Source organism: Pseudomonas sp. Q1 (genome assembly GCF_009935975.1).
In the GTDB taxonomy this organism is placed as follows: domain Bacteria; phylum Pseudomonadota; class Gammaproteobacteria; order Pseudomonadales; family Pseudomonadaceae; genus Aquipseudomonas; species Aquipseudomonas palleroniana.
Genome location: NZ_QODI01000002.1, coordinates 326,405 through 351,683, shown reverse-complemented (window position 1 = coordinate 351,683; position 25,279 = coordinate 326,405). Strand labels below are relative to the sequence as shown.

Sequence of the window (25,279 nt, the reverse complement as noted above, 5' to 3'; positions counted from 1 at the left end):
GGAAGGGGCCTGTCTGACCGCAGAGCGCGCCAGCGTCATTCATTTAGAGGTGTACTGATGACTCAAGATTTCGTCCAGAACTTTTCCCTTGCCGGCCGAACCGTATTGATCACTGGCGCCTCCAGCGGCATTGGGGCGTATCTGGCGCGGGTCGCTGCGCATGCCGGCGCCCGGGTCGTGCTGACTGCGCGGCGCGTCGAAAAGCTGGCGCAAGTCGCCAAGGACATTGAGTGGGATTGCGGGCAGGCGCTGTCGCTCGAGCTCGACGTGACGGATCGGGGCAGCGTCGAGGCGGCGTTCGACAAGGCCCAGGCGCATTTCGGTGTGGTTGACGTTGTGCTCAACAACGCTGGAATCGGTAACGGGCAGCGCCCGCTGGAGATCAGCGAGGAGCAGTGGCGCGCAATGCTGTCGACCAATCTGGACGGCGTCTGGCGTGTAGCCCAGGTTGCGGCTCAACGGCTGGCCAGCACCGGGCGCAGCGGCAGCATCGTCAACGTGGCGTCGATCCTCGGGTTGCGCGTCGGCACCGGTTACAGCCATTACTGCGCGGCCAAAGCCGGGGTGGTGCAACTGACCAAATCACTGGCGCTGGAACTGGCGCGGTACAACATTCGGGTCAACGCCATCGCGCCGGGCTACTTCAAGACGCAGATGAACGAAGCCTTTTTTGACGACGAAAAGGGCAACCATTACATCCGCGATCAGGTGCCGATGCGTCGCTTGGGCCAGTTGCACGAACTGGCCGGTCCCTTTTTGCTGCTGGCCAGCGACGCCGGTGCGTTCATGACCGGTAGCGTGTTGGCGGTGGATGGCGGCCATCTGGTCAGCAGCGTGTGAGGAATGCCTCAGTGACTGGCTACCAGCAGCAATAGCGCTGTGCAAGCCGTCTCGGTCTCGGCTCTCAATCTCGACAGGTCACCATGGGCAGACCACGCGATGGTCAGCCCGTCAACCAGTTGGATCAGAAGGCGACTTGTCGCCTTCAGGAACGGCTTTCCCAGCTCAGCTCCGATGGCGCGTTCCAGCGCCTGCTCGGTCGCTTCAATGGCCACCGAGTAAATCTTGCTGGCCATTTCTGGGTCATTGCGCATTGCCCAGAAGAACAGCTCGGTCTGCGCCTTGGCTGCATCCGGATGATCGATGAACCAGGTGATCAACTGCCGCAGGACTTCGGCAGCGGTCTCGCCGGCAGTCGTTCCGGCGGGCACATGTTCCAGTGCTTGAGGGGGCAGGCTGAACAGCGATTCATAGACGGCATAGAACAGGTCATTCTTGGTATGGAACACGTAATGCAGTGATGCCAACGGACAATCGGCGGCCGCCGCAATACGGCGGGTCGTGGCATTGGCGACGCCGTGCTCGGCAATCACTTTGATCGTGGCTTCGACGAAATCCTGCCGGCGTAATTCAGCGCCCATTCTGGCCATAGATCAGCAATCTCCTATATTCCTGGCCCCTGCGTAATGGCAGGGGCAGTGTCGACGCTAGCGGATGCTACAGCAATGAATCGCCAAACGTCATGGGTGAAAAGACACCCCAAGCACGTGCACCATTATTGGTAACGATCGTTTCGTAAATTCACAAACAGGTGCGTTCTAACGAAACACGGGAAACGTTTTGCAAAAATTTTATCGGCTCTACTGTCCCGATGACCACGCAATCGATTGATAAAAAACGACTATTTCCAACCCCTCGATTCTTGGCACCAGCCTTGCTTTGATCAATCGACTTGGTCAACTGATCAAGTCAGTTGATTAGGTTCGCGCAGGCAACGTGTTACCACCGTCCAGACGGCCCCGTTGCTGATCAAGGCTCACGAGGATCCACCCATGAACACAGTGATTGAGCGCCCCAATAACAAGGCTTCTAAAGGTGTCGTCATCAGGTATCTGGTCGCGGCTGTTGCCGCATCGGCCTTTTTCTGTACTGCGCAGGCGGCAGACCAGGATCCTGCATTACTTGGCACCAAACTGACCCCACTGGGAGGCGAGGCAGCAGCCAGTGCCGATGGTGTGATTCCCGCCTGGGCACCACCCGGACCACAAGGTGGCGGCTGGAGCCACGGCCAGGTGCGAGGCCAGCAATGGAAGTTCAAGGATGACAAACCGCTGTTCAGTATCGACTCAGGCAATGTCGCGAAGTACTCGAGCAAGCTTTCACCTGGCCAGGTGGAAATGTTCAAGAAGATTCCCGGCTACCGGATGGATATTTACCCGACGCGGCGCAGTTGTGGGGTGCCGGACTTCGTTGCAGAGAATACGAAGAAGAACGTCGGCTTCGCCAAGCTCGACGGCGATGGGCTGGCGCTGCAGGAAGCCTACGTGCCCGGCATTCCCTTTCCGTTTCCAACCTCGGGAGCCGAGGTGATGTGGAACATGAAGATGCGTTATCGCGGCGTGGGCTTCGATATGTCGAAAACCGTTTCCGGTATTTCGCCGCGCAAGGGTAGTGAAGAATGGCTACGAACGTCTACCGATTGGTTCATGTACACACCATGGGGCGTAAAGGGCAGCGCGCTGTTCTCTTCATTCGATCGGTTCGAAGTCGCAACCTACTTCAGCTACACCGAACCTGCGGCCCTTGCCGGGCAAGCCGGGGTGGTAACGACCAAGGCCGGCGAGCAAGCCACCACGTTCTATTACTTCCCGGGCCAGCGCCGGGTGCGTCGCATGCCGGCGTACTCCTATGACGCACCGCAGATCGGCCTGGACAATCAATACACCATCGATGAGTCGAACGTGTTCTTCGGCCCCATGGACCGCTTCGACTGGAAGCTGGTCGGCAAGCAGGAAATGCTGGTGCCCTACAACTCGTTCGGGGCCTACGACAATTCGGCGAAGATTGAAGAGGTCGCCAAGCGCGATTTCATCGCCCCCGAGTCACGTCGCTATGAGCTGCATCGCGTCTGGGTCGTCGAGGCCACCGTCCGCCAGGGCATGCGCCATCAGGCGCCTAAGCGTCTGTTCTACATCGATGAAGACAGCTGGAACGCGCTGATGGCGGTGGACTACGACAAACAAGGGCAAATCTGGAAAGTCCGCGAGGGCTACACGATCCCGGTGTACGAGACCGGCACCTGCGACATGGAAGCCCAGGCGCAATACAACCTGGTTGACGGTCGCTACCTGTACGACATGACCTCTATCGGCACCGGCAAGAACGACCATCGCTGGCTGACCGACGGGGCCGGCAACCCGCGTCTGAAACGCGACTTCTACACCTCAGACAACCTGCGCGCCACCAGCGAACGCTGACGGCGGCTTTCGGGAACAGACATGAAAAAAATAATCAGTAGAACCTCAGGTCTTGTCATTGCGTGTGCAACCCCATTTGCAATGGCGTTCACCTTTGAAACCGAAAACATTCGTGGCTCATTCGATTCCACCCTTGCCGTGGGCATGGGGCTGCGCACCGAATCGCGCGGCTGCAACCTCATCACCAGCAGCCCCGGCGGGCACAATCCACCCAGCGGCTGTCTGGCGCCCAGCGCCAATATTGGTGATCAGGGCGACTTGAACTACAACCGCGGCGACCTGTTTACCAACTACATAAAAGGTACCCATGAGCTGGTGCTGAAATTTCCCGAGGACTACACGTTCATGGCGCGCGGTAGCTGGATCCGTGATTTTGCGGCGACCGACACCAGCGGTGCGTTATCGGCCAACCGACCTGAAGGGGTCGGTAGCGACGGTCTCACCAGTAGCGCCCGGGACGACCTGGAGTTCAAGGCGCGCCTGCTGGATCTGTGGGTGAGCAAAAGTTTTGATGTCCGCGACCAGCGTGTTCGAGCGCGCTTGGGCAATCAGGTGATCAACTGGGGGGAAAGCCTGTTCGCTGCCGGTGGCATCAACAACACCAACGCCTACGATGTCATGGCGTTGTCGCGCCCGGGCACCCAACTCAAGGAAGCCTTGCTGCCGGCACCTATGCTGAGCCTCGCGTCGGGGCTTGGCGCCGGGGTGAACATCGAGGCGTATTGGCAGTTCAGCTGGAACAAAAGTGAATTGCCGCCGGTGGGTAGCTATTGGTCTACCACCCATGCGCTGGGCGAGGGCAGGGGCGCCTACGGTTACGACGAAAAAAATGCACGCAATGGCGGCCAATGGGGCGTGTCGCTGCGCTGGCAACCCGACAATACTGATCTGAACCTCGGCCTGTACGTGATGCGTTATCACGACAAGCTGCCGTCACTGGCCGTGCAGGTGCTGGATCCGCAAACCTTCGCCGTGGCGCAGACCTGGGAGTATCCAGAGGACCGCATGATGTACGGCGTCAGCGCCAACATGCCGGTCGGCGACTGGGCATTGGGCACCGAGCTGTCATATCGCCCCAAGGATGCGGTACCGCTCAATCCGGTCATCGACGCCTGTGCCAGCAACGGTGGCAAATGCTGGAAAGACCAGAAAAAGCTGCAATGGCACCTGACCGGCATCTACAGCATGACGCCGTCCAACTCGCCGACTTTGCTCGACTTCACCGGCGCCAGCACCGGAACCTTGCTGAGCGAACTGGTGGTCGTGAAATACCCCGGCCTGCATAACGACTACGCCGGCGAACCGATCGCCGCCGGCCTCAATACCTGGCAACTGGACCCGGCCGTTGCACCGAGCGCCAAGGGCAACAAAACCTCTTCCGGCATCAGCCTCGATTTGAGCCTGACCTATGACAACACGCTGATTCCCGGCTGGCAGGTCACGCCCGGAGTGTTCTACTCACGATCGATCAAGGGACGCACCCCCAACCTGTCGGCAACCTTCACCGAAGATGCCAGCAGCATGAACCTGTACCTCAACTTCGTGCGCAATCCTGCGAGCTGGCAGATCTCGGCCAATTACGCAAAGTTCATGGGCGGCAAGACTCCTTACGATCAACTGCTGCGTGATCGCGATTATGTCGGCCTTGTGGTTTCCCGAACCCTGTGAGGCGTACCGTGAACAGTTCCCTGAAAATGAAGGAAACCAAGGTGCGCGGCGTGTTGCCGCGCATCGAACAATGGTTGTTCTCTCACCGCCGGTTGACGCTGCTGACTCTGGCGATGTTCACCCTGGGCATGGCCTGGTTTGCCGTGCAGTTACGCATGGAAGCCGGATTTGAAAAGCAGTTGCCCATTGGCCACGAATACATCGAAACCTTTGAGACCTATCGCAATGACTTGCTCGGCGCGAACCGGCTGACGGTCGTGGTCAAGGCTCGCCAGGGGACGATCTGGAGCCAGGCCGGGCTCAAGCGTCTTTACGACGTCACCCAGGCGCTGATGTTCCTGCCCAACGTGTCGCGCAGCAGTGTGCGTTCGTTGTGGACACCCAACGCGTTCGTCAACGAAATCACCGAAGAGGGGTTTCGTGCCGACCCGTTGGTGCCAGGGACAGTGACGCCCGAAAGTCTCGATGAGGCGAGCATCTCAATGATCGCCAACTCGACGGCGCAGGGCGGTTTTATCGGCACGCTGGTGGCCCGCGACCAGGGCAGCGCGATGATCACCGTGGATCTCAACGAGTTCGACGCAGACGGGCAGCGCCTCGACTATGTGGCGTACAACCGGGTACTTGAGCAACAGATTCGCAATCAGTTCGAGGACAAGGACTTCGAGATCCAGATCATCGGTTTCGCCAAGCAGATTGGCGACATTGCCGTTGGTGCTTCGGCGGTCCTGGCGTTCTGCTTGCTGGCCTTGCTGCTGACGGCAGCTGCGGTGTACTGGTACTGCCATTCGCTGCGCTTCACCTTGCTGGCAGTGGGTTGTTCACTGGTGTCACTGATCTGGCAATTCGGCGCCTTGCGTCTGCTCGGTTATGGACTGGACCCGTTGGCAGTGCTGGTGCCGTTTCTGGTGTTTGCCATTGGAGTGTCCCATGGCGTGCAGCAGATCAATTTCATCATCCGCGAGATCGCCGGCGGCATGTCGGTGGAAGGCGCGGCGCGGGCCAGCTTCAGAGGGTTGCTGATCCCCGGCACGCTGGCGTTGGTCACCGCATTGGTGTCGTTCGTGACGTTATTGCTGATCCCGATTCCGATGGTGCGGGAACTGGCAATCACCGCTTCGCTCGGCGTGGCATTCAAGATCGTCACCAATCTGGTAATGCTGCCGGTCGTCGCTTCGATGCTGCGGGTGGAGGGGGGTTATGCCACTGCCGAGGAAATTTCTCGCCAGCGCCGCGCCCGCTGGTTGCACGGGTTTGCCCGGTTGAGCGAATGGCGCAATGTACGCTGGGTGTTGGGCATGGCCGTGCTGATCTTGGTCATGGCAGCCTGGCAAAGCCATGATCGAGTCGTCGGTTCTTTACAGGCCGGGGCACCGGAATTGCGCGAGGACGCACGCTTCAATCGGGATGCGGTGTCGATTGCCAACAATTACGACATCGGTCTGGACTGGCTCAGTGTGGTCTTCGAGGTCAAGGTCGAAGCCGGCGCGAACGACTGCGAAGACGTCGCGCTCGGCCAGTACCAGGATCGCTTTGTCTGGGCCATGCAAGGTGTGCCTGGTGTGGTGTCGGTCACCTCGTTTTCCAACAGCCTGCGACAGTTCAACGAGGGCTATAACGAGGGCAACCCGAAAATGAACGCAGTGCCCATCGACCCGACCAATTACTCGTCGATGGCCGCCGAGGTGGCTCGCGTGCCCGGCCTGATGCGGCCCGATTGCAGCATGACTGCGGTGCATCTGTTTCTCGCCGACCACAAGGCGACGACCATTCACCGAGTGATCGCCGCGGCCAAGGCGTTCCGTAGCCAGTTCACTCAGCCCGGCGTGAGTGTACGTCTGGCGTCCGGCAATGCCGGGGTGATTGCGGCGATCAACGAAGAGGTGGAGCGCAGCGAGCTGCCAATGATGCTTTACGTCTACGCTGCGATCGCGCTGCTGGTGTTCATTGTCTACCGCGACTGGCGCGCCGTGCTGGTCTGTTGCCTGCCGCTGACGTTGGGGACCTTCATCGGCTACTGGTTCATGAAGGAACTGCAAATCGGCCTGACCATCGCAACGTTGCCGGTCATGGTACTGGCCGTCGGTATCGGCGTGGATTACGCCTTCTACATCTATAACCGTCTGCAGCTGCACCAGGCCCTCGGCCAGCCGATCAACAAAGCCGTCGAACTCGCGTTGCTGGAGGTCGGCGTCGCGACGATTTTCACCGCCATCACCCTGGCGGTGGGCGTCGCCACTTGGGCGTTTTCCGATCTCAAGTTCCAGGCAGACATGGGCAAGCTCTTGGCCTTCATGTTTCTCGTCAACATGGTCATGGCCATGACCGTTCTCCCGGCGTTCGCGGTGTGGCTGGAGCGTACATTCCCGCGGCGGCGCCCTGTGCGTCTGATCGGCTCACTGGTGCATTGAGGAGGCTGCGATGCGAAACCTGATTTCTTTACTCGTTCTGATGTTGCCGGCGTTGTTGCAGGCTTCGCCCTTGTCGGCCGTACCGGCGACACAAACGGCCAACGCCGATGCGGCCACACTGTTGAGCGTCGCCAGGGCTGGGGAGCGAACCGTTGCCGTCGGTGATCACGGTGTGGTGCTGCTGTCGGACGATTATGGCCGGCATTTCCGTCAGGCAGCTTCCGTGCCGTTGTCCACGCCTTTGACCGGTGTGTCCTTCGTCGACGCCAGGCTGGGTTGGGCGGTTGGTCATTGGGGCGCCATTCTCGCCACCCGCGATGGTGGCGACGCCTGGCAGGTTCAGCGCCTGGCCAGTGCAGAAGATCGGCCACTGTTTGCCGTGCATTTCTTCAATCCGATGCAAGGGGTGGCGGTGGGGCTGTGGTCGCTGGTGCTGACTACCGATGACGGCGGCAATAGCTGGATCGAGCAGAAACTTGACGCACCGCCTGGATCGACTCGTGCCGACCTGAATCTGATGGGGCTGTTTGCCGATGGGGAAGGGCACTTGTACGCCACCGCCGAACGCGGGCAGTTGTTGCGATCGGACGATCAGGGCAAGCGCTGGCGCTATCTGGATACCGGTTACAGCGGCACGCTATGGACCGGGGCGGTGCTGGGCGACGGCTCGTTGCTGGTGGGCGGACAACGCGGCACGTTGCTGCACGGCTCCGCCGACTGCGCACGCTGGCAGCGCGTACCGCTGCAAAGCAAGAGCTCGGTCACCGCCATCGATGTTTCCGGGCAGACAGTCATTGCGGTAGGGCTCGACGGCTTGCTCGTGCGCAGTGACGACGGTGGCCAAAATTTCCATGAGCAACCCAGCGGCGACGGGGTTTCGCTCACGGCGACATTGCTGAACGGGGATGGCTCGCCGATCGTGTTTTCCCGTAGAGGCGTCGTTTCTCGGCGCTGATACCCGCGTGGATGTTGGGAGGCCGGCGCTATACCGGTTTCCCGGCAGTTCAGCGCGATTTTTCTCAAACAAACTGCTGATTTCCGGCCGGTTTTCCCGTGCCTGAAGAAGTCTTTGCGGGCTCAAAATAATAAACATAACGGATGTTGCGTTAAATAATTCCGCTTGTTAGAGTCGATGACAAATAACAAGACGCAGAACGTTGCAAGCGCAGCGGCCTGCCACTCTCGATGGAGGTACTCTGATGATCTCGCTCAAGTCGACACTGACACTGCCAGCCGCCGGACTTTCCGGTTTCGAAACCCCGCTGACAGAAGAGGAGGCTGCGATTCAGGCCTCCGTCCATCGCTTCGCCAAAGAGGTGTTGCGGCCATTGGGTCGTGAACTGGACCGCATGACCCCCGAAGAAGTCATTGCCCCAGGTTCGCCTTACTATTCATTGTTCGGCGAGTTCGCCAAGCTCGGCCTCGACCCGGCCCTGTTGGCACAGTTGCCGCCGGACATGGCGGTGCGGATCGAATCACTGATCGGCGAAGAACTGGGATGGGGGGATGCCGGCCTGGCGGTCTCGTTGGGCTGCGCCGACTTCCCTCTGCAAATGGCCATCGCTGCTGGCAATGCCGAGTTGGTCGAGCTCTGCCAAGGCCGGATCGGCTGCTGGATGGCCACCCAGCCCGACCGTGGCAGCGACAACCAGATCTTTGACATGGCTCGAGACTGGCCAGCGGGCAAACCCGGCAATATTGGCAACCTGACCGCCAAAGTGGTCGGCGATGAAGTCATCCTCAATGGCCAAAGCTCCGCGTGGGTCTCCAATGGTGCTATCGCACAGGTCGCCCTGGGCTTGGTCTGCGCTGATTACGGTGATGGTTTTTACGATGCGAATGGCCGGCCGCACGGGATTGCGTTGATCATTCCGCTCGACCTCAAAGGCGTATCCAAAGGCAAGCCGCTGGACAAGATCGGCCAGCGCTCCTTGCCGCAAGGCGAAATCTACTTCGACAGCGTGCGAGTGCCGCGCCGCTTTGCCATCGCCGAGCGAGACAACTATTACGGCGCCGTCAGCTCCTCCTGGTCGTTTGCCGGAACCCACATGAGCCAGGTGTTCACCGGCGTCGCACGCGCCGCGTTCGAGATGACCCTGCAGTATTGCCATGAGCGCCGCCAGGGCGGGCATCCGTTGATCGACCACCAGATGACGCGTCTGCGCCTGGGCGAAATGTTGCGCCGTGTCGAGGCTGCCCGTGCGGTCGCGCGACGCTCACTGAGCTTCGCGCGCCTGTCGCCACAAACCCATCCCTACGCGACAGCCTCCGCCAAGGTCACGGTGACCGAAGAGGCAATGGCCGTCGTACAAGAAGCGTTCCGCCTGTTCGGCGGCAATGGCACCACCCGTGAATACCCGATCGAAAAACTGTTGCGTGACACCCAGTCCTCATTGATCGAGGACGGTGAGAACCGTGTCTTGACCATGCGTCTGGGGCTGCTGGCCCAGCAGCTGTATGCCGAAGGCTGGGCGAACAACTGATCCGGAAGATTCACCCGACATCACTCATCCAAAAACAACAAATGAGGTAAACCCCGATGGCCAAATATCCTGTCGTTGTCTATGGCGCCAGTGGTTACACCGGCATGCTGATCATGGACTGGTTGATCGACCAGCGCATCCCGTTCACCGCCGTGGCACGCAACGCCGCGCGTGCTCAGGAAATGATGGCGCAACGCGTCGTCGGCCTTGAGTCGGCCACTTACGAAATCATTGAGTGTGCCCATGAGGTCGACGCGTTGGTTTCAGTGTTCAAAGGGGCGCGAGTGGTCTGCAACACGGTCGGCCCATTCATCAACTTTGGCCTGACCGCCGTTGAAGCGGCATTGAAAGCCGGCTGTCATTATCTGGACCCGGCCGGGGAGCAAGCGCACATTTGTGCCTTGCGTGATCAGTTCGGCGAGCTGTATCGCCAGGCCGGGCTGCTGCTGTCGCCATCGCTGGCGTACATGTACACCTACGCCGAGATCGCCGCCGAGCTGGCCCTGGAAACTCCGGGCGTCGATTCGCTGGAAACGGCGACGCTGACCCGTGGCCCACGGACCGGTGCCGCCGGTGTAACCGTTGGGTCAACCGCGACCATTTTCGAAGGCGTACGTTATCCCGGTGCCTACCTGTGGGAGAAGGAGTTGGTGCCTTATGCGCCGAATGCCAGCTTCAACGTGGTCTGCCCCGATCTGCTGGAAGCCGTGTTTTGCCTGCCCTGGGGCGGCACCTCGCTACCGGTGTTCTTCGAAGAGGATGGCCGGGTGCGCAGTTGCATGTCCTGTGTCGGCTTCTACGACAACCCGGTGATGAAAATGGTCCACGGTCTAGGTGAGAAGTGGGAAGCCGAATACAAGCACCTGCCCAAAGAACAGCAGGACGCAGTGATCCAGAGTCTCGTGCAATCGACCACCCCGAGCATGCCGCCGCGTGAGCGCAGCACCTTGCAACGCACCGTCGACTTCGCTATCGGACGCGGTCAACTGACGGCCGTGCGAGCGACCGTGCACGGCATCACGCCTTACATCGCCACCGGGGCCTTGCATGTCGCAGCAGTGGTCAAGCTGTTGAATAACGACACCGCCAAAACCGGTTTCGCCTCAGCCTCCAAAGCCTTCGGTCATCGCTACCTGCTGGGTTTCCTCGAGCAGCGTGGCCTGGCTCGCGCAACCATTACCCAATTGTGAAGTGACCGACATGGCGATTATCGATTTCTTCGACCGTGGCTGGCGGATCAATCCGCACGGCGCGGCGTACATCCAGGATGATCGGGTGTTCACCTTCACCGAAGTCCGCCATTTGTCCTGCCGGATCGCCAATGCGCTGTTGGCTGCCGGCTTGCCCAGCGGCACCAAAGGCGCCATCTGGTCGGCCAACGATGCCGTGGCCTGGACCTGCACTCTGGGACTCTGGCGCGCCAACCTGTGCTGGATTCCCGTAGGGGCGCGCAACAGCGCCGAAGAGAATCGTCACGTGCTTGACGCCTTCGACTGCGAAGTGCTGTTTTTTCAGAAAGAGTTCGCGCCGATCATCGACGCGTTGCGCGCGAGCCTGCCGAAAATCCGATTGTGGATCTGTATCGACGAGCACCTGCCCAAGGCGCAGTCGCTCAAATCCTGGGTCGAGGGGCAGCCGGTCACCCCACCCAAGGTCGAGTATCACCTCGACGATGTGGTGGCGCTCTCGCCAACCGGTGGCACAACGGGGCTGCCCAAGGGGGTGATGAACACTCATCGCAGCATCCAGACGTTCTGCGCACACTTCATGATCAGCTTCCCTTACGCGGATGAACACCCGCCGGTCAACCTGGCGGCGGCGCCCATGACCCATACCGCCGGCACGCTGTCCCTGCCGTGCACCTCCCGGGGCGGTACGGTGGTGATCATTACCAAGCCGGATCCGGCACTGATGCTGGCCATGATTCCAAAGTACAAGATCACCGAGACCTTTTTGCCACCGACGGTGATCTATCGACTGCTGGATGTTCCGAATCTGGCGCAGAAGGTCGATTTCAGCTCGCTGAAGTACTTCCTCTACGGCGCGGCACCGATGTCGGTGGAAAAGCTCAAACAAGCCATCGAGACCTTCGGCCCGGTGATGGCCGGCGGATACGGCCAGACGGAAGCCCCGGCTTCGATTTCCAACCTGCCGCCCGCCGAGCATCTGCAAGGTGGACGACTGGCATCGGATGAACGTCTGTCATCAGTCGGTCGTCCCAATCCGCTGATTCGCGTCGAGATCCTCAGCGACGCAGGGGACATTCTCGCGCAAGGTGAAACGGGGGAGATCTGTGTACGTGGTGACCTGGTGATGAAGGGCTACTACCAGGACCCGCAGAAGACTGCAGAAACCATCATCGATGGTTGGCTGCACACCGGCGACATCGGTCACTTCGATGCGCACGGCTACCTGCATATTACCGACCGCAAGAAAGACATGATCATTTCCGGCGGATTCAACGTTTACCCCAGTGAAGTCGAACAAGTGCTCTGGAGCCATCCGGCCGTGCAGGACTGCGCCGTCATCGGTGTGCCGGATGAACAGTGGGGCGAGGGCGTGAAGGCCGTGGTCGAGTTGAGCGCTGGGCATAGCGTCACAGCCGAGGAGTTGATCGAGCTGTGCAAGACCCGGCTCGGCTCGGTCAAGGCGCCGAAAACCGTGGATTTCATTGACGCATTGCCACGCAGCCCGGTGGGCAAGGTTTTGAAAAAAGATCTGCGTGCCCATTACTGGCAAGACGTTGATCGGTGCATCTGAGGGGAATGATCTGATGGAACCTATCTATATCGCCGGCATTGCCATGACCGAGTTCGGTCGCCACCTGGAGCGCAGTCTTCAGGACTTGGCACTGGAAGCCTTGCAAGGCGCACTTGTGGATTGCGGTGCCTCGCGCGCCCATATCGGCGCGGTGTTCTACGCCGGCATCACCAACGGTCATCTTCAAGGGCAACTGTCGATTCCGGGGCAGGTGCTATGCAGCAAAATCGGCATCGAAGGTGTACCGGTCTACAACGTTGAAAACGCCTGCGCCTCGGGTAGTACGGCAGTTCATCTGGCGGTGCAGAGCTTGCGCTCAGGGGCGGCCGACGTGGTATTGGCATTGGGCGCCGAGAAAATGAACGTGCCTGACAAGTTGCGGGCATTGGCCTTGTTCGAAACGGGCTGGGATGTTTCCACCGCCGAGGAAAACTACGCGACGCTGGTGAAAATGGGCGAGGGCATCGTTGTACCGCCTGGCTCGGAGTCTGATCGTCCATACAGCAAGTTCATGGCTATCTATGCCGCCATGTGTCGCTGGCACATGAAGACCTATGGCACCACTCAGCGCCAGATTGCGGCGGTATGCGCCAAGAACCATCAACACTCGGTGCACAACCCGTATTCGCAATTTCGCAAGACCTACACCATCGAAGAAGTTCTGGCGGCGCCGCCGATCACTTATCCGATCACGTTGCCGATGTGCGCGCCGTTATCCGACGGCGCGGCCGCCGCGATTCTCTGTACCGAGGCGGGACTCAAACGCATGGGTGCCGATCCGAAACGTTGTGTGCGGATTGCCGCCAGCGTGATCCGCAGTTTCACTCTGCGGGGGCTGGACGAGCCGCACAAGCACGTCAGCCGGCTGGCGGCGCTTGAGGCCTACGAGATCGCCGGCCTCGGCCCGCAAGACATGCATGTGGCCGAAGTACACGACGCCTCGGCAATGGGGGAGATCATCCAGGCGGAAAACCTCGGGCTCGCACCACTGGGGGAGGGTGGGCTGTGTGCCGAACGCGGCGATTTCACCCTGGGTGGCCGCCTGCCAATCAATACCTCTGGGGGGCTGGAATCCAAAGGTCACCCGCTGGGGGCTACGGGGATCGGTCAGTTGTACGAGTTGACCGCGCAGTTGCGCGGGGAAGCCGGCGCACGCCAGGTCCCCGGTGCGCGGCACGCCATCCAGGAAAACGGCGGCGGTCTTCAAGGTGTCGAGGAAGCTGCCGTCGCTATTCACATCCTGAGTCGATAGGAGCGCATCACATGTCCATGACCTATCAAACGCAAGAGCTGGAAAGCCACTCTACCGGCGACCGTTTCCGTCGGCTGGGTGGTTGGGTCGAGAGTCCGGCTGACCTGCAACCCGAGCTTGAAGGCGATGTCAGCGCGGATGTCATTGTGATCGGTGCCGGGTTTGCCGGCCTGTCCACCGCATTGGAGCTTACGGCACTGGGGGCGAAAGTCATCGTCCTGGAGCAGTCCTTCGCCGGTTTCGGCGCCAGTGGTCGTAATGCCGGTTACCTGGGTGGGAGCATCGGCATTGAGTTCGAGTTGTTCTTGAAGCGTGTCGGTCATGAAAAAGCGAAAAACATCGTCAGGTTCTATGACGAAGCTGTCGGCTACGTCGAAGGCCGCTTGCGCGAGCTGGGTATCGACTGCGATTACAACGCCTCTGGCATCATCAGGGCGGGCATCCATCCGTCGCAGGAGAAAAAACTGCGCAAAAGCATGGCAGTGGGGCACGAGCTGGGCTCTCAAACCGAGTTTCTGGATCAGGCGCAAATGCGTGCCCGGGGCATTCCACCGGCCTTTCTGTTTGGCTGCCTGCAACGTCACGGCGGTACGCTGGACCCCGGCAAATACGTGATGGGGCTGCGGCGGGCGGCACTCCAGGCGGGGGTGCGGTTGTATGAAAATACCCGGTTGGTGTCGTATTCCGACGGGCCGACGATCACCTGTCAAACACCACTCGGCCGAGCGACTGCGCCGATATTGGTGCTTGCCACCAATGCCTACACGCCGCAACTGGGGCTTCTGCGCGATAAGGTCGTTCCATTTCGGGTGTCGGCGATCGAATCCGAGCCGTTGTCCTCGCAGCAGTTGGCATCGTTGGGCTGGGCAGGGCGGGAAGGGTTGACCACGCCACATCTGGTGATGGAAAGCCATCGCCTGACGGCGCGCAATACGTTGTTGCTGACCACCAAACGGCTCGGTTATGCCTACGGATCGAAAACGCCGAACCTTCCCGATGAGGTCACCTACCGAGCGTTGGAAAATACACTTGGAGTACGTTTTCCGACGTTACGCGGTATCGGTATTCAAGCGTGCTGGAGTGGCTATGTCAGCATGGCTTACGACGCGTTGCCGGTGGTGGGTGAAACCGGAACTCACCACAACATCCTTTACACCGCAGGTTGCTCCGGGCACGGCGTCGCGTCGCAGTCGCTTATCGGACATCTGCTGGCGGAAAGAATCGGCGGTATCGAGCATCCGCTGCTCGCCGCTTTGCGTCACAAAACCCCGAAAACATTGCCCGAACCGCTGCAGTGGTGCGCCGTGAATGTGGCGCTGGGGGGCGCACATATCCTGGACGAATACACCAATCGCAAAGTCGCGCACCCGCATCACTAGCGGTCGAGGGCGCATAGAACCAAGCGTACAGGACGACAGAACACGCTGATTTCAGCGGTGGCACTGGCCTTGAAGTCATTGGCCCGGCAGGCGTTCGCCTGCAGGAAGACAAAAGAGATATTTGCTTGTTTGCCACCGCTTTTTACTGCCGCACCGACGCTCTGCCAAGAGCGTTTAATCCAACAATAACGTTATGTGAGGCATCGAATATGAGTACTGACGCCCCTGCGGACTTAAAGCGAAGACAATTACTCAAACTGGCCGGTGCCACCGCAGCGGTGGGGACGATGGGTTTGAATATCGGCCTGGCCGGTGCGGCCGATGCGCTGGTCAAAGGCAACACGGAGGATGTGGTCGACGTGGTGGTCATCGGTGCCGGCATCGCCGGTCTGACCGCCGCCCGCGATCTGCACCTGGCGGGTTGTGAGTCTCTGCTGGTGCTTGAAGCACGCGATCGTGTAGGTGGCCGCACTCTCAATCACGATCTGGGGTCGGGCCATATCTCTGAAGCCGGCGGGCAGTGGATCGGTCCGGGACAAACAGCCGTAGCGGATCTCGCCCGAGAGCTTGAGGTCAGTACCTTTCCCAGTTTCTATGACGGGGAAACCGTCATTCTCGGCGGTGACGGACGTGTTGCCGTTGATTTGAAAGGCACGTTCGGCACCGATGAAGGCGCGTCGGCAAAACTCAGTGAGCTTTCGCGGGACGTGCCATGTGGCGCGCCATGGAAATCCCCGAGGGTTGCCGAACTGGACAAACTCTCGGCAGGAGACTGGCTGGCTCGCCAAAATATCAAGCCTGAGGACCGGGCAGGGTGGAATGCCAGCTTTCTTCTGACCTGCGGTGTCACGCCGGCAAAGATGGGCTTTCTGCATTTTCTGTCGATGATCAACTCGGCCGGTTGCGAATACATGCGGCTTGACTCAATCAAGGACAGCGCGCAGGGCACACGTATCGTCGGTGGCTCGCAGGTTCTCAGCAGCAAGATGGCGCAGTTGTTGGGAGACAAGGTTCGCTTGTCCTGTCCGGTGCGCAGAATTGATGACTGGAACCGCGACATCGTCAGGCTGCAAACGGATCAGGGCGAGATACGTGCCCGACGGGTGATCATGGCGATTCATCCCGCGTTGTGCCAACGCTTGCAGTTCGATCCACCCCTGCCCGAAGCCCGCGCCGCCCTGCAACGCGCCTGGCCGGCGCACTCGCCGGCACGCAAGACGGCGATGGTCTACCCGCGGCCTTTCTGGCGGGATAAAGGCTTGAATGGCCATATCATCCAGGTTGGCGGACCGGTCATCTGGGCTTACGACAACTCGCCGCCTGACGGTGAAATCGGAGTCATCAATGCATTCATCTTGAATGCAGCAGCACCCGCCGACCCCGAAGCAGCGAAGCGCGTGCAGACCGAAATCTATGCGCGAGCGCTGGGGGACGAAGCGCTTGAACCCGTCTCTTACCACGATCACGACTGGGCGCATTTCGACCCCTGGACGATCACTTGCGTGTCGCCGATTCCCCCGGGGTTCTGGTCGACACACGGCGAGGCACTGCGCCCACCCTGCGGCAATCTGTTCTGGTCGGGCACCGAAACGGCGGACATCTGGGCAGGCTACATGGACGGTGCCGTACGCGCCGGACACCACAGCGCTCTACAGGTGCTCAACGCGTTGCGTCGGGCATAGGAGGCGACAATGAAAAAAATCATAGCGCTTGGCGTTATCGCGGTCATTGCCGTACTGCTGGCGGTTTTCGGGCGTGACCTGCTCGATCTCTATCGTCTGCAGAGTTACATCACCACGTCCACCGAGGCCTACCAGGTCGAACGCGGGCATTGGCCGCATCTGACCGATGCCTGCACAGGTTGCCATGGCAGCCACGGTAACTCACTGAACCCGACGTATCCGAGCCTGGCGGGTCAACCGGCCGCGTACCTGTCTGCGCAGTTGCGCAACTTTGCCAGTGGCCAACGGCTTGCACCCAACATGGAGCCGTTGGCGATGACCCTCAGCCACGAGGAAATTGATCTGCTGGCGAATTTCTACGCCCGGCAATCCGTCGATGCCAATGCAGCTTTCAGCCCTGACGAAGGCCTGAAGGAAAAGGGCAAACAACTGGTGCAAACCAGAGGCTGCACAGCCTGCCATGGCGCCCAACTGATGGGCCAGGCTGCGTTCCCGCGGCTGGCTGCGCAAGGCCACGATTACCTTTTGGCCCAGCTCAACGCTTTTGCCGCCGGCGAGCGCAACGAGCCCAGTGGCGCAATGAAAGCCATGACGGCGGCGCTGTCAGCGGATGAGCGCAAAGCAATAGCGGCTTACCTCGCTGCACTGGCTCCTCAAGCCCATTAACGCATCAAATTTCCTATCAGCTGTACCGAGGCTATCGTCATGGAACCGAGAACTGTTGTGCTGTGCCTTGCTTGTTTCTTGTTGCTCGCAACTGGGTTGACCTTCGGCATCAAGTTTCTGAAAAGAAGAAACCTGTTGCTGGCTCTCGAGTGGTTTGTGGTTGCCTTTTCCGCGACAAACTTCCTGATCTTTTATCTGACGGGATCAGAGCATTCGTACCTCATTTCATACTTTTGCGACGCGTTCTCCAGAGCCTTCGGGATACCGATCATCACGGTTCTCGGGCTGATGGCGGTGACGCATGGCTACAAGCCCTCCGTGCGCAAGGAGCTCATGATGTTTACCGCCGCCCTGGTGGGCACATTCGCTTTGATTTCCGCCAATGTTCTGGTCACGCTCCTGGCGTATTTCTACATACTGATGTGGCTCGGGTTTTCGGTCTACCTGGTGTATTTCGCGGTACGGCTGGTAACCATTGGGGAATCGCTGCACGCGATCGGAGTGATGCTTGGCATGCTCGCCTCATTGACCATTGCGTGCATCTACGACTTCTACAAGATCCCCGGAGATGCCACCAATGTGCTGCTGAACTTTTATGTGCTTGCGCTGACGACCTGGGCTTATTTGCTGGTGCATTTGTATTACGCGTATTGCGCGCTGGAGCGCTCGAAGGAAACAACGGCGCTTTGGCAGGCTCGCTGAGAAGTCTTTTTTGAGGTACCTGAAGCCGCCGTTCTGGCGGCTTTTTGCATAATACTGGGCAGGGCGGGGGCATCCTTGCCCGAGCAGCATCAGGGGGCGACGTTGGCCAGATAATGCGCCACGGCCTTGATGTCCTCGTCGGACAAGGCGGCCGCCATGGCATTCATGGCTTGCGTCGGATCGGTACGATGGCCACGTTTGAACGCGCTCAGTTGATCGGTCAGATAAAGCTGCCCTTGCCCCGCGATACGCGGAGCCAGCGGGCCGCCGGACAGTCTTTCGCCATGACAGGCGGCACATCCATTGGCGACGACCACTCGCTGGCCTTGCTGGTCAAGCGCATCATCCTTCCCCGAGCCTTCAGTTACGCCTGGTTTCTGTTCGGCGAAATAGCTGGCCAGTCGTTTGATCTGCTCGTTCGTCAGATTTGCCGCCAGCGGCTCCATCTGTGCACTGTGGCGGCGTCCCTCGGCGAACGCGTGTAACTGGTTTTCGATGTATGTCGCGGGCTGCCCCGCAAGCGCTGCATACTGGGCATCCCTGGGCTGGCCGTTAGCGCCATGGCACAGTGCGCAGGTGTCCTGCAACTGTGGCCAGGCACCGCCATTGGCCTGGTATTCAATGTCATGCTGGTCGACGGCATTCATGAAACGATAGCCTGCCCACAGTTCTGGTCCGTAGATCGCTATTGATGCTGCCAAGGCCGTGGTCACGACGATGGCGCCAATCGTTATTGTCCGCTTCATCATGCGTTACTCCCTGGTTGCAGCAACGCCTGCAACGCTTCCATCGCTGCCCGATGTCCGGCGCGGATCGCGCCGTCCATTGCCCCGGCCCAGATTTCCGCGGTCTCGGTACCAGACCAGATCAGGCGGCCAACAGCGGGCGTCAGGTATTCGCCCCATTGAGTCCAGAAACCGGGGGGCATGGGGGAAATGCAACTCAAGGTCCAGGGATCGATCTTGCCCCAGTCCATATCATGGAACTGGATCGGATTCAGGGCTTGTTCTCCCATGGCTTTGGCGTAGATCGCCGACAAGATGTCCTGCGCCGCCCTGGGGTCATGGGGGAGTTGCCCGGTCCTGATGAAGCCGCTGAGCACACCCAGGCTGCCGTCCGCAGGGGAGTTATCAAAGGCCCAGATCAGGGGGCCTTCCACTTGCACAATCTGCCCGTTGAGGCCTTGGTCGCGCCAGAACGGTCGCTCATAGACGTGCACCGTCTTGCGCATTGGCGAGTGGGCCGGCCAATTGCGCTGCAGCGCGGCACGCCCGGAGGGGAGAGGGGGATCGAAGATGATCTGATTGCACAACGCCGGGCTCAAGGCGGCGATCACCTGTCGAGTAAGGATGACCCCCTGATCGGTATGCAATTCGACGACATCACGATCCCAACCGACAATCTTGCGCACCGGGCACGCTAGCCGGACTTTGTCTCCCAGAGCCTGAGCCATCTTCAAACTAAGGGTTTGAGAGCCGCCCGCCAGGCGTGATTCCTGTGCGCCACCTTTGATACCTTCGAGCTTTTCGAGGCGGCAGTCCGAGGAGTTGATCATCGCCAGGTAATGCAGAAGGCCCATACCCGCCGGCGTGGTGCCGAAGGTGAGACTCACGGACATATTGAAGCCGATCTTGTCTATGTTGCTGATGCCTTGCCCGGCCAGCCATTGGCCAATCGAGAGTTTGTCGAGCGCAGCCGCATCCTTGGCTTTCCAGGGCGCTTTGGCGGGGACGCCTTCAGCGAGTTTGTTGAGTTTTCCGACGATTTCAGTATTGGAGTTCGGACCATCGCTGACATCTTCCTGGACTTTTACGTCGTCCATCAGATAAACCGCCTTGCCCTTGTAATACGTGGGGAAGGTTGCGACATCGAGCTGTCTGGCCAGGTCCGCAATCGACGTCTGACCGGGGCCGATCCATTGGCCCCCAGCCTCCGAGATCACGCCATTGCCCAGATCATGGTTAAACGTGCGGCCACCGACACGATCACGGGCCTCAAGGACAACAAACGATTCGCATCCGGCGGCCTGAAGATCCCTGGCGGATGTAAGCCCGGACAATCCCGCCCCAATGATCACAACATCCAGTATCGAGGATGAGGCCGCGGGTGCCGTTTGAGCCATCGTGCGCCCACTGGCGCCGAGGCCTGCGGTGAGTGCGGCACCTGCAATCGTTTGCAGCAACAATCGCCGCTGTCGTGATTGCCGCGACAGCTCATCGAGATCTGAATCCATCTTCACCTCCGTCTTTTATTTATAATCACAGATGTTATGTGAATATATGACGGAAGAGGAGTTCAGCAAAGTGAAATCGAAAAGGTGGCGATAAACAGTGGATTCGAGCGATGAAAGGCGCAGTTACGCAGCGTCCGCTCCACAAATGAAGCGAACCTTGTTGATGTTTGAAGACGGGTAGGAAGTTACCGAGCAGGGCTGATCAGTGTGATGACGGCATCCATCAACGCTTTGCTGCGGTTGGTTTCAAAACGTTCCGGTTCGATGGGTAGCATCATCATCCAGCCGTCACTCAGTGCGCTGAGCTGATCCGCGAGTAAATCGGCGGGAAGGTCCTTGCGGATGATGCCTTGGGTTTGCCCCTTGGCCAGAATGGCCGCGAGATTCTCTCGGAATCGCGAGTAACGTTTCTGGATAACGTCGGCAAATACCGGCTCATGCCGTGCGTGGGCGAGCATCTGAAACAAGGCAAGCCAACGGGCTGAGTCGTTGGCTTGGGTCAGGTTCAACCACTGCTCGATCATTGCCCTGACATCGACTTTCTCCTGATCGGAATCGAGCAAATGGTCGAACTCGTCGAACAGACTCTGTGCAGCAGCCGTGATCATTTCTTCCTTATTGGCAAAGTAATACGTCACGGCGCCAGTGGTACAGCCAGCATGGCTGGCGACTTTGCGCAAAGAAGTCCCGGCATAGCCCTCCTGGGCGATGACTTCGATGGCGGCGGTCAACAGTTCACCGCGTTTTTCCAGACGATTACCTACCGGGCGCCCCCGACGTGGAGCGTGCGTGGAATCACGCTCAGTGGAATGTTGACTATCCGTGGAGGGCGCTTGGGCATCATGCATGAGAAAAGAGGGTTCCGTTGATTGAAGGCGTTGAGCCGGCAGCGGCTGCGAACGCCATTTTGGCCTGGCACATCGAGCTCATGCAATCGTTCAGATTCGACCGCTGCCAATCACCGCGACGGCTCGGACCTCCACTCGCAAGCCAGGAATTGCCAGCTGTGAAATGCCGACAGCGGTCCAGGCTGGATAACGCTCAGGGAAGTACTCGTCCTTTACCTGTCCAAAGGCATGCACTTCAGCCTGGAGATCCGTATGAAAAGTCATTAATTCGACCACATCGGCCAGGCTTGCGCCCGCAGCCTCGAGGATAGTCCTCAACGACTGAAACGCCAGATGGGATTGTGCCTGGATACCTTCGGCTGGAACCATGGCGGCGTCGATACCAACCTGGCCGGACACCCAGATCATGTTCCCCACACGTGTTGCCTGGGAAAAGTGGAAGTTGTCGTAGATAGCCTGGGTGTGACCAGGGTTGATGGATTGACGTTGCAGGTCTTGAGTGCTCATTTCATTGCTCCTCTTATAGTAATTGGCGGAACGTGGGGTGGCGGAAAGCGTCGCCTGCTTTCAGAGTCGACAATTCCTCATGGAACAGCACGCCCTGCGGCGGATATCCGGAGACGCTGTGCTCTGGAAGTGGATGAAAACTGGCGTCGTCGCCAAAAAAACGGAAGACGAAGGTGTGACGATTCGGGAAGGTTTCATCCACCGGCGCACCGCCATGGAGTGAACCAGGATGCAGCAGGACGATATCGCCAGGCTCGGTGGCCCACGAAATGATGTCGAATGCCTTGGGGTCTTTTTGGCGCAGAGCCTCAATGTCAGGTAGACGCGGTAATGCATCGCCACCGTGTAAAGGTTGAGTCGGATCATTTGGATCGCGAAACGTGGTGCCGTCGTAGCGTGGCCCTTTGTGTGAACCTCGAATGATCTCCAAAGCGTTTTTCTTAGGGACTGATTCAAAGCTGATCCAGGCATTCGCCCAGTGGTTTCCGGCCCAAGGCAGATACGACGTGTCCTGATGCCAAAGCGTGCGGGATCCGCGCCCACCTGCTTTGAGAAACACTTCTTCGGCGAAGTACCACACATTCTCCGAGTTCCAGAGCTGCGCAAACAGCTCGCCAAAGGGCAGGGTGGTCACCAGCTCTTCGAGGCGGGCCTTGGCGACAGGATTGGCATTGTCGACGTGTGACTGTTGCTCAGTTCCGTCGAACATTCGCGTCGCGTGAGGGCCATGATTCTCGACAGCCCAGTCATAAGCGGCCCGACATTCGGCCAACTGATCCTTGTTGAGAAAACCTTTGATCAGGACGGCCCCGTCTTCCAGTAACGCCTTTCGCACAGAGGGTTGCATAAGAACTTTCTCCTCGGAAATGCCACTTGGCAATCAGGATCCTAGCAGTCGCACAGATTAAAGACAACGATCGTTATGTTAATTTTGAGCAGCACTGCATGGAGGCTGTGATAGGAGCGTACATGAATCTTATGAGTCATTGTTGACTCATGGGAGCCTTTGTGGCTTCATGCGCTCATCGGCGACGGAGAGACGGTGTTCGGTAACTGAATGTCTGCGAGCAGAGCCGTAACCAGATTGCTTGGCTGGCCTGGTGAAAGGGAGGTTTTCGAAACACCTCATGCCTTCCTGCGCCAAACATTATGAGGGGAAACGTATGTCTTCCAGTAAGGCTGTAAGTACCGTGAAAATCTTGATGTCCTCTTCTTTAGATGATGCGAAAAAAAGAGAGCTGACCAGTCTAGTCGCTCGGCTTAGAGAGTTACCTGGATGTCTTTCCTTTGGTCTTCTTCAAAGTAAACGTAATGACGAGCCATGGGTGTTGAATAGTCATTGGGTCAATGACGATTTCATGAGGAGTTATTTTTTTGAAGATGATCTTTCCAGGTTGATTCAGATTTTCGCCGGGCGGTGCAGAGAAATGCGCTTCAATACTCATTTTTGTGACAAGGAGAGCACCAATGAGATTTGATGAGCAGATTCTGCGAAAGATCGACTTGAATTCGTTGCTGACTTTTATGATGGTGTATCAAGAGAAAAGTGTGTCACGTGCAGCCTGCCTGTTAGGTGTTACTCAACCGGCAGTCAGTAATGTACTCCGTGAATTGCGCAACAGATTTGAGGATCAGCTGTTCGTTCAGCGTTGCCGGTATATGGAGCCGACGTTCTTGGCTGTGGAAATCGCTGCGCTCCTTGGGCCGGCAATGTATCTCATACAAACATCCTTAGAACTAAGGCTTTCTAATGGTTAAATTGTTTTTATGGGGAGGAGTATTTTTTTCTGCAGTTTTTTGGTACTGGTATTTAACAATAAATATAGGAGGTTAAATGTTGCCATCAGTGACTCCCGATTCGCGGCGACTGGCATTTGAGGCCCGCCGTCTGGCGATAGAAACGCTCGTAAAAATCTATCTGGAACAAGTCGATGCGTCACGGAACCTGGTAACTATATACCTTCGCTTGATGTTCACTCTATCCTTGGGTGCGCTCGCAGGCGCGGTGACCCTATATGCCGCCATGCTTCGCTTCAGCGCTATCAGTAGTCTTGAAGCAATCACGCTGTTAGAGGCAATTTGTGCAGTGCTGACGTTGGGAGTGCTGGTTTCATCTGCGTTCCTGTCTGCGAGAGCCTTACAGCAAAGTGCCGTGGATGCTGCACCTTTTTTGCATAATCCATTCCCAAATGCTGGAACTGTAATTGATTCGATTTTTCAGTCAAATGATCTCGATGAACAACAGATTCTGAATAAGTTGTATTTTGCTATCAACCAGAGCATTGAACATCAGCCCGCTCTCAGGGTGAGTGCGCGCTTGACCACCGCATTATTAATCCTTGGCCTGTTTTTGGCGGGGATATCATTTCTGGTTTGATTTCTGAGTACTGCGTTTGCCACGCTTCAAGTTTCCACCCTGTGGCAACTCAGATGTTGTCATAGAGATGTCCTGACCACCAATGGACAATCCACTCGTTGAGTCCCCGATAGCTCAAGGGTCTCGATCAGGTGCTGGGCGGCCCTTCGACCTATCTCGTAGTAAGGCAGTTGCACCGTAGTCAGCGGTGGGATGAACAACTCGGCGATACCGATCATGTTGTCGTAGCCGAGCACCGCGACATCGTCAGGAATTTTCAGGCCGCGGCCCAACAACAACTGATAGGCACAAAAGGCAATGCGGTCGTTGCCACAGACCAGAATGTCGAATTGGGGGCGACCATCAATGATGTACCGGTCGAGGATGGCTGCGGTTTCCCCATAGGCGTCATGATCAGAAAGGTCGTATTGCAGGAGCGCGTCAGGCGCCAGTCCGAATGCCTGGCAGGCGCGCTGCATGCCTTGTTGTCGCAGGCGCCAGGCCAGGCTCTGTCTTGGCAAGTTGATAAACAGCGGGCGCCTATAGCCTTGGCCCAGTGCGTGGTGTAACGCCCGATACTGCCCCATTTCGTCGTCTGGCACATAGCTGACCAGGTGACTGTCATCCGCCACGCAATTGGCGAGTACCAGAGGCTTACTCTTCAATCGCTCGGGAATGCTCACCTGGCGTAATCCCATGGCGCTGAAGATCAGCCCGTCTGGACGGTGCGATAGCATCAGGTCGATATTCTGGTCGGTGGGCGGGTTGCTGAGCAGGTTGAGGATAAAGACATTCCAGCCAGCTTTCTGCGCGGTCTGTTCGATGGACAGCAGCAACTCAACAGCGAACGGTGTTGTAGCGGTGTCCAGCGCGAACACACCAATGGTTCGACTTTGGAGGTTGTCACCACGAAGCTTTCGCGCCGACATACTCGGCACGAATTGCAATTCGTCAATGGCACGGCGCACCCGTTGATAAGTGTCGGGGCTCAACTTTTCCGGATTGCTGAGCGCTCGCGAAACCGTCATCAGGGACACACCGGCCAGCTGTGCAACGTCTTTCACTGAAGTCATGC

General features: G+C 58.5%; 23 protein-coding genes. 16 read left to right on the top strand and 7 right to left on the bottom strand.

Annotation, left to right across the window (positions count from 1 at the left end):
* Positions 1 to 57 precede the first annotated feature (57 nt).
* Entirely contained in the window at positions 58 to 840 is a 783-nt protein-coding gene (locus DK870_RS04610) for an SDR family NAD(P)-dependent oxidoreductase (protein WP_161548088.1), read from the top strand.
* 8 nt (positions 841 to 848) lie between these two features.
* Here the strand turns inward: DK870_RS04610 and DK870_RS04605 are convergent, their stop codons facing one another.
* Positions 849 to 1,430, bottom strand: a complete 582-nt coding sequence (locus DK870_RS04605; RefSeq protein WP_178126856.1) for a TetR/AcrR family transcriptional regulator — start codon at positions 1,428 to 1,430, stop codon at positions 849 to 851.
* 402 nt (positions 1,431 to 1,832) lie between these two features.
* On the opposite strand from DK870_RS04605, the gene DK870_RS04600 reads away from it, so the two are divergent.
* The 12 genes from DK870_RS04600 to DK870_RS04545 all read left to right on the top strand — a co-directional run bounded on the left by DK870_RS04600 (position 1,833) and on the right by DK870_RS04545 (position 18,260).
* A complete protein-coding gene (locus DK870_RS04600; RefSeq protein ID WP_161548087.1) occupies positions 1,833 to 3,257 on the top strand; it encodes a DUF1329 domain-containing protein in 1,425 nt (474 codons plus the stop codon).
* Between the two features lie 21 nt (positions 3,258 to 3,278).
* Positions 3,279 to 4,925, top strand: a complete 1,647-nt coding sequence (locus DK870_RS04595; RefSeq protein WP_372241650.1) for a DUF1302 domain-containing protein — start codon at positions 3,279 to 3,281, stop codon at positions 4,923 to 4,925.
* Positions 4,926 to 4,933: 8 nt separating this feature from the next.
* Positions 4,934 to 7,336, top strand: a complete 2,403-nt coding sequence (locus DK870_RS04590) for an efflux RND transporter permease subunit (protein ID WP_161548085.1) — start codon at positions 4,934 to 4,936, stop codon at positions 7,334 to 7,336.
* Between the two features lie 10 nt (positions 7,337 to 7,346).
* The gene (locus DK870_RS04585; protein WP_161548084.1) at positions 7,347 to 8,291 is read left to right on the top strand and encodes a YCF48-related protein; all 945 of its coding nucleotides are present in this window, start codon (positions 7,347 to 7,349) and stop codon (positions 8,289 to 8,291) included.
* A gap of 244 nt (positions 8,292 to 8,535) precedes the next feature.
* On the top strand, positions 8,536 to 9,819 hold the full coding sequence (locus tag DK870_RS04580) for an acyl-CoA dehydrogenase family protein (RefSeq protein WP_161548083.1): 1,284 nt from the start codon (positions 8,536 to 8,538) through the stop codon (positions 9,817 to 9,819).
* A gap of 56 nt (positions 9,820 to 9,875) precedes the next feature.
* Positions 9,876 to 11,009: a trans-acting enoyl reductase family protein gene (locus DK870_RS04575; RefSeq protein ID WP_161548082.1), complete on the top strand. Its 1,134-nt coding sequence runs from the start codon at positions 9,876 to 9,878 to the stop codon at positions 11,007 to 11,009.
* A gap of 10 nt (positions 11,010 to 11,019) precedes the next feature.
* Complete coding sequence (locus DK870_RS04570; protein ID WP_161548081.1) at positions 11,020 to 12,579, top strand: AMP-binding protein; 1,560 nt, start codon at positions 11,020 to 11,022, stop codon at positions 12,577 to 12,579.
* A 13-nt stretch (positions 12,580 to 12,592) separates the two neighbouring features.
* On the top strand, positions 12,593 to 13,831 hold the full coding sequence (locus DK870_RS04565) for a thiolase family protein (protein WP_161548080.1): 1,239 nt from the start codon (positions 12,593 to 12,595) through the stop codon (positions 13,829 to 13,831).
* An 11-nt stretch (positions 13,832 to 13,842) separates the two neighbouring features.
* Positions 13,843 to 15,210, top strand: coding sequence for an FAD-binding oxidoreductase (locus DK870_RS04560; protein ID WP_161548079.1), 1,368 nt, complete (start codon positions 13,843 to 13,845; stop codon positions 15,208 to 15,210).
* A 209-nt stretch (positions 15,211 to 15,419) separates the two neighbouring features.
* Positions 15,420 to 16,892 carry an FAD-dependent oxidoreductase gene (locus DK870_RS04555; RefSeq protein ID WP_161548078.1) on the top strand — a complete coding sequence of 491 codons (1,473 nt, stop codon included), beginning with the start codon at positions 15,420 to 15,422 and terminating at the stop codon, positions 16,890 to 16,892.
* Positions 16,893 to 16,901: 9 nt separating this feature from the next.
* On the top strand, positions 16,902 to 17,558 hold the full coding sequence (locus DK870_RS04550) for a c-type cytochrome (RefSeq protein WP_161548077.1): 657 nt from the start codon (positions 16,902 to 16,904) through the stop codon (positions 17,556 to 17,558).
* A 39-nt stretch (positions 17,559 to 17,597) separates the two neighbouring features.
* Positions 17,598 to 18,260: a hypothetical protein gene (locus DK870_RS04545; protein ID WP_161548076.1), complete on the top strand. Its 663-nt coding sequence runs from the start codon at positions 17,598 to 17,600 to the stop codon at positions 18,258 to 18,260.
* Between the two features lie 89 nt (positions 18,261 to 18,349).
* Here DK870_RS04545 and DK870_RS04540 read toward each other — a convergent pair whose 3' ends face one another.
* The 5 genes from DK870_RS04540 to DK870_RS04520 all read right to left on the bottom strand — a co-directional run bounded on the left by DK870_RS04540 (position 18,350) and on the right by DK870_RS04520 (position 22,695).
* Positions 18,350 to 19,006, bottom strand: coding sequence for a c-type cytochrome (locus DK870_RS04540; protein ID WP_161548169.1), 657 nt, complete (start codon positions 19,004 to 19,006; stop codon positions 18,350 to 18,352).
* Positions 19,006 to 20,493 carry an FAD-dependent oxidoreductase gene (locus DK870_RS04535; RefSeq protein ID WP_161548075.1) on the bottom strand — a complete coding sequence of 496 codons (1,488 nt, stop codon included), beginning with the start codon at positions 20,491 to 20,493 and terminating at the stop codon, positions 19,006 to 19,008. Before DK870_RS04535 ends, DK870_RS04540 begins: the two co-directional genes overlap by 1 nt.
* 185 nt (positions 20,494 to 20,678) lie before the next feature.
* The gene (locus tag DK870_RS04530; protein WP_161548074.1) at positions 20,679 to 21,341 is read right to left on the bottom strand and encodes a TetR/AcrR family transcriptional regulator; all 663 of its coding nucleotides are present in this window, start codon (positions 21,339 to 21,341) and stop codon (positions 20,679 to 20,681) included.
* A gap of 90 nt (positions 21,342 to 21,431) precedes the next feature.
* On the bottom strand, positions 21,432 to 21,848 hold the full coding sequence (locus tag DK870_RS04525) for a RidA family protein (RefSeq protein WP_161548073.1): 417 nt from the start codon (positions 21,846 to 21,848) through the stop codon (positions 21,432 to 21,434).
* A gap of 13 nt (positions 21,849 to 21,861) precedes the next feature.
* A complete protein-coding gene (locus DK870_RS04520) occupies positions 21,862 to 22,695 on the bottom strand; it encodes a phytanoyl-CoA dioxygenase family protein (protein WP_161548072.1) in 834 nt (277 codons plus the stop codon).
* A 316-nt stretch (positions 22,696 to 23,011) separates the two neighbouring features.
* Here DK870_RS04520 and DK870_RS04515 point away from each other — a divergent pair, with 316 nt between their 5' ends.
* The 3 genes from DK870_RS04515 to DK870_RS04505 all read left to right on the top strand — a co-directional run bounded on the left by DK870_RS04515 (position 23,012) and on the right by DK870_RS04505 (position 24,225).
* Positions 23,012 to 23,326 carry an antibiotic biosynthesis monooxygenase gene (locus tag DK870_RS04515; RefSeq protein ID WP_161548071.1) on the top strand — a complete coding sequence of 105 codons (315 nt, stop codon included), beginning with the start codon at positions 23,012 to 23,014 and terminating at the stop codon, positions 23,324 to 23,326.
* On the top strand, positions 23,316 to 23,606 hold the full coding sequence (locus tag DK870_RS04510; protein ID WP_161548070.1) for a LysR family transcriptional regulator: 291 nt from the start codon (positions 23,316 to 23,318) through the stop codon (positions 23,604 to 23,606). Before DK870_RS04515 ends, DK870_RS04510 begins: the two co-directional genes overlap by 11 nt.
* Positions 23,607 to 23,682: 76 nt before the next feature.
* A complete protein-coding gene (locus tag DK870_RS04505) occupies positions 23,683 to 24,225 on the top strand; it encodes a hypothetical protein (RefSeq protein ID WP_161548069.1) in 543 nt (180 codons plus the stop codon).
* Between the two features lie 59 nt (positions 24,226 to 24,284).
* On the opposite strand, the gene DK870_RS04500 is transcribed toward DK870_RS04505, so the two are convergent.
* Positions 24,285 to 25,277, bottom strand: coding sequence for a LacI family DNA-binding transcriptional regulator (locus DK870_RS04500; protein ID WP_161548068.1), 993 nt, complete (start codon positions 25,275 to 25,277; stop codon positions 24,285 to 24,287).
* Positions 25,278 to 25,279: the final 2 nt, after the last annotated feature.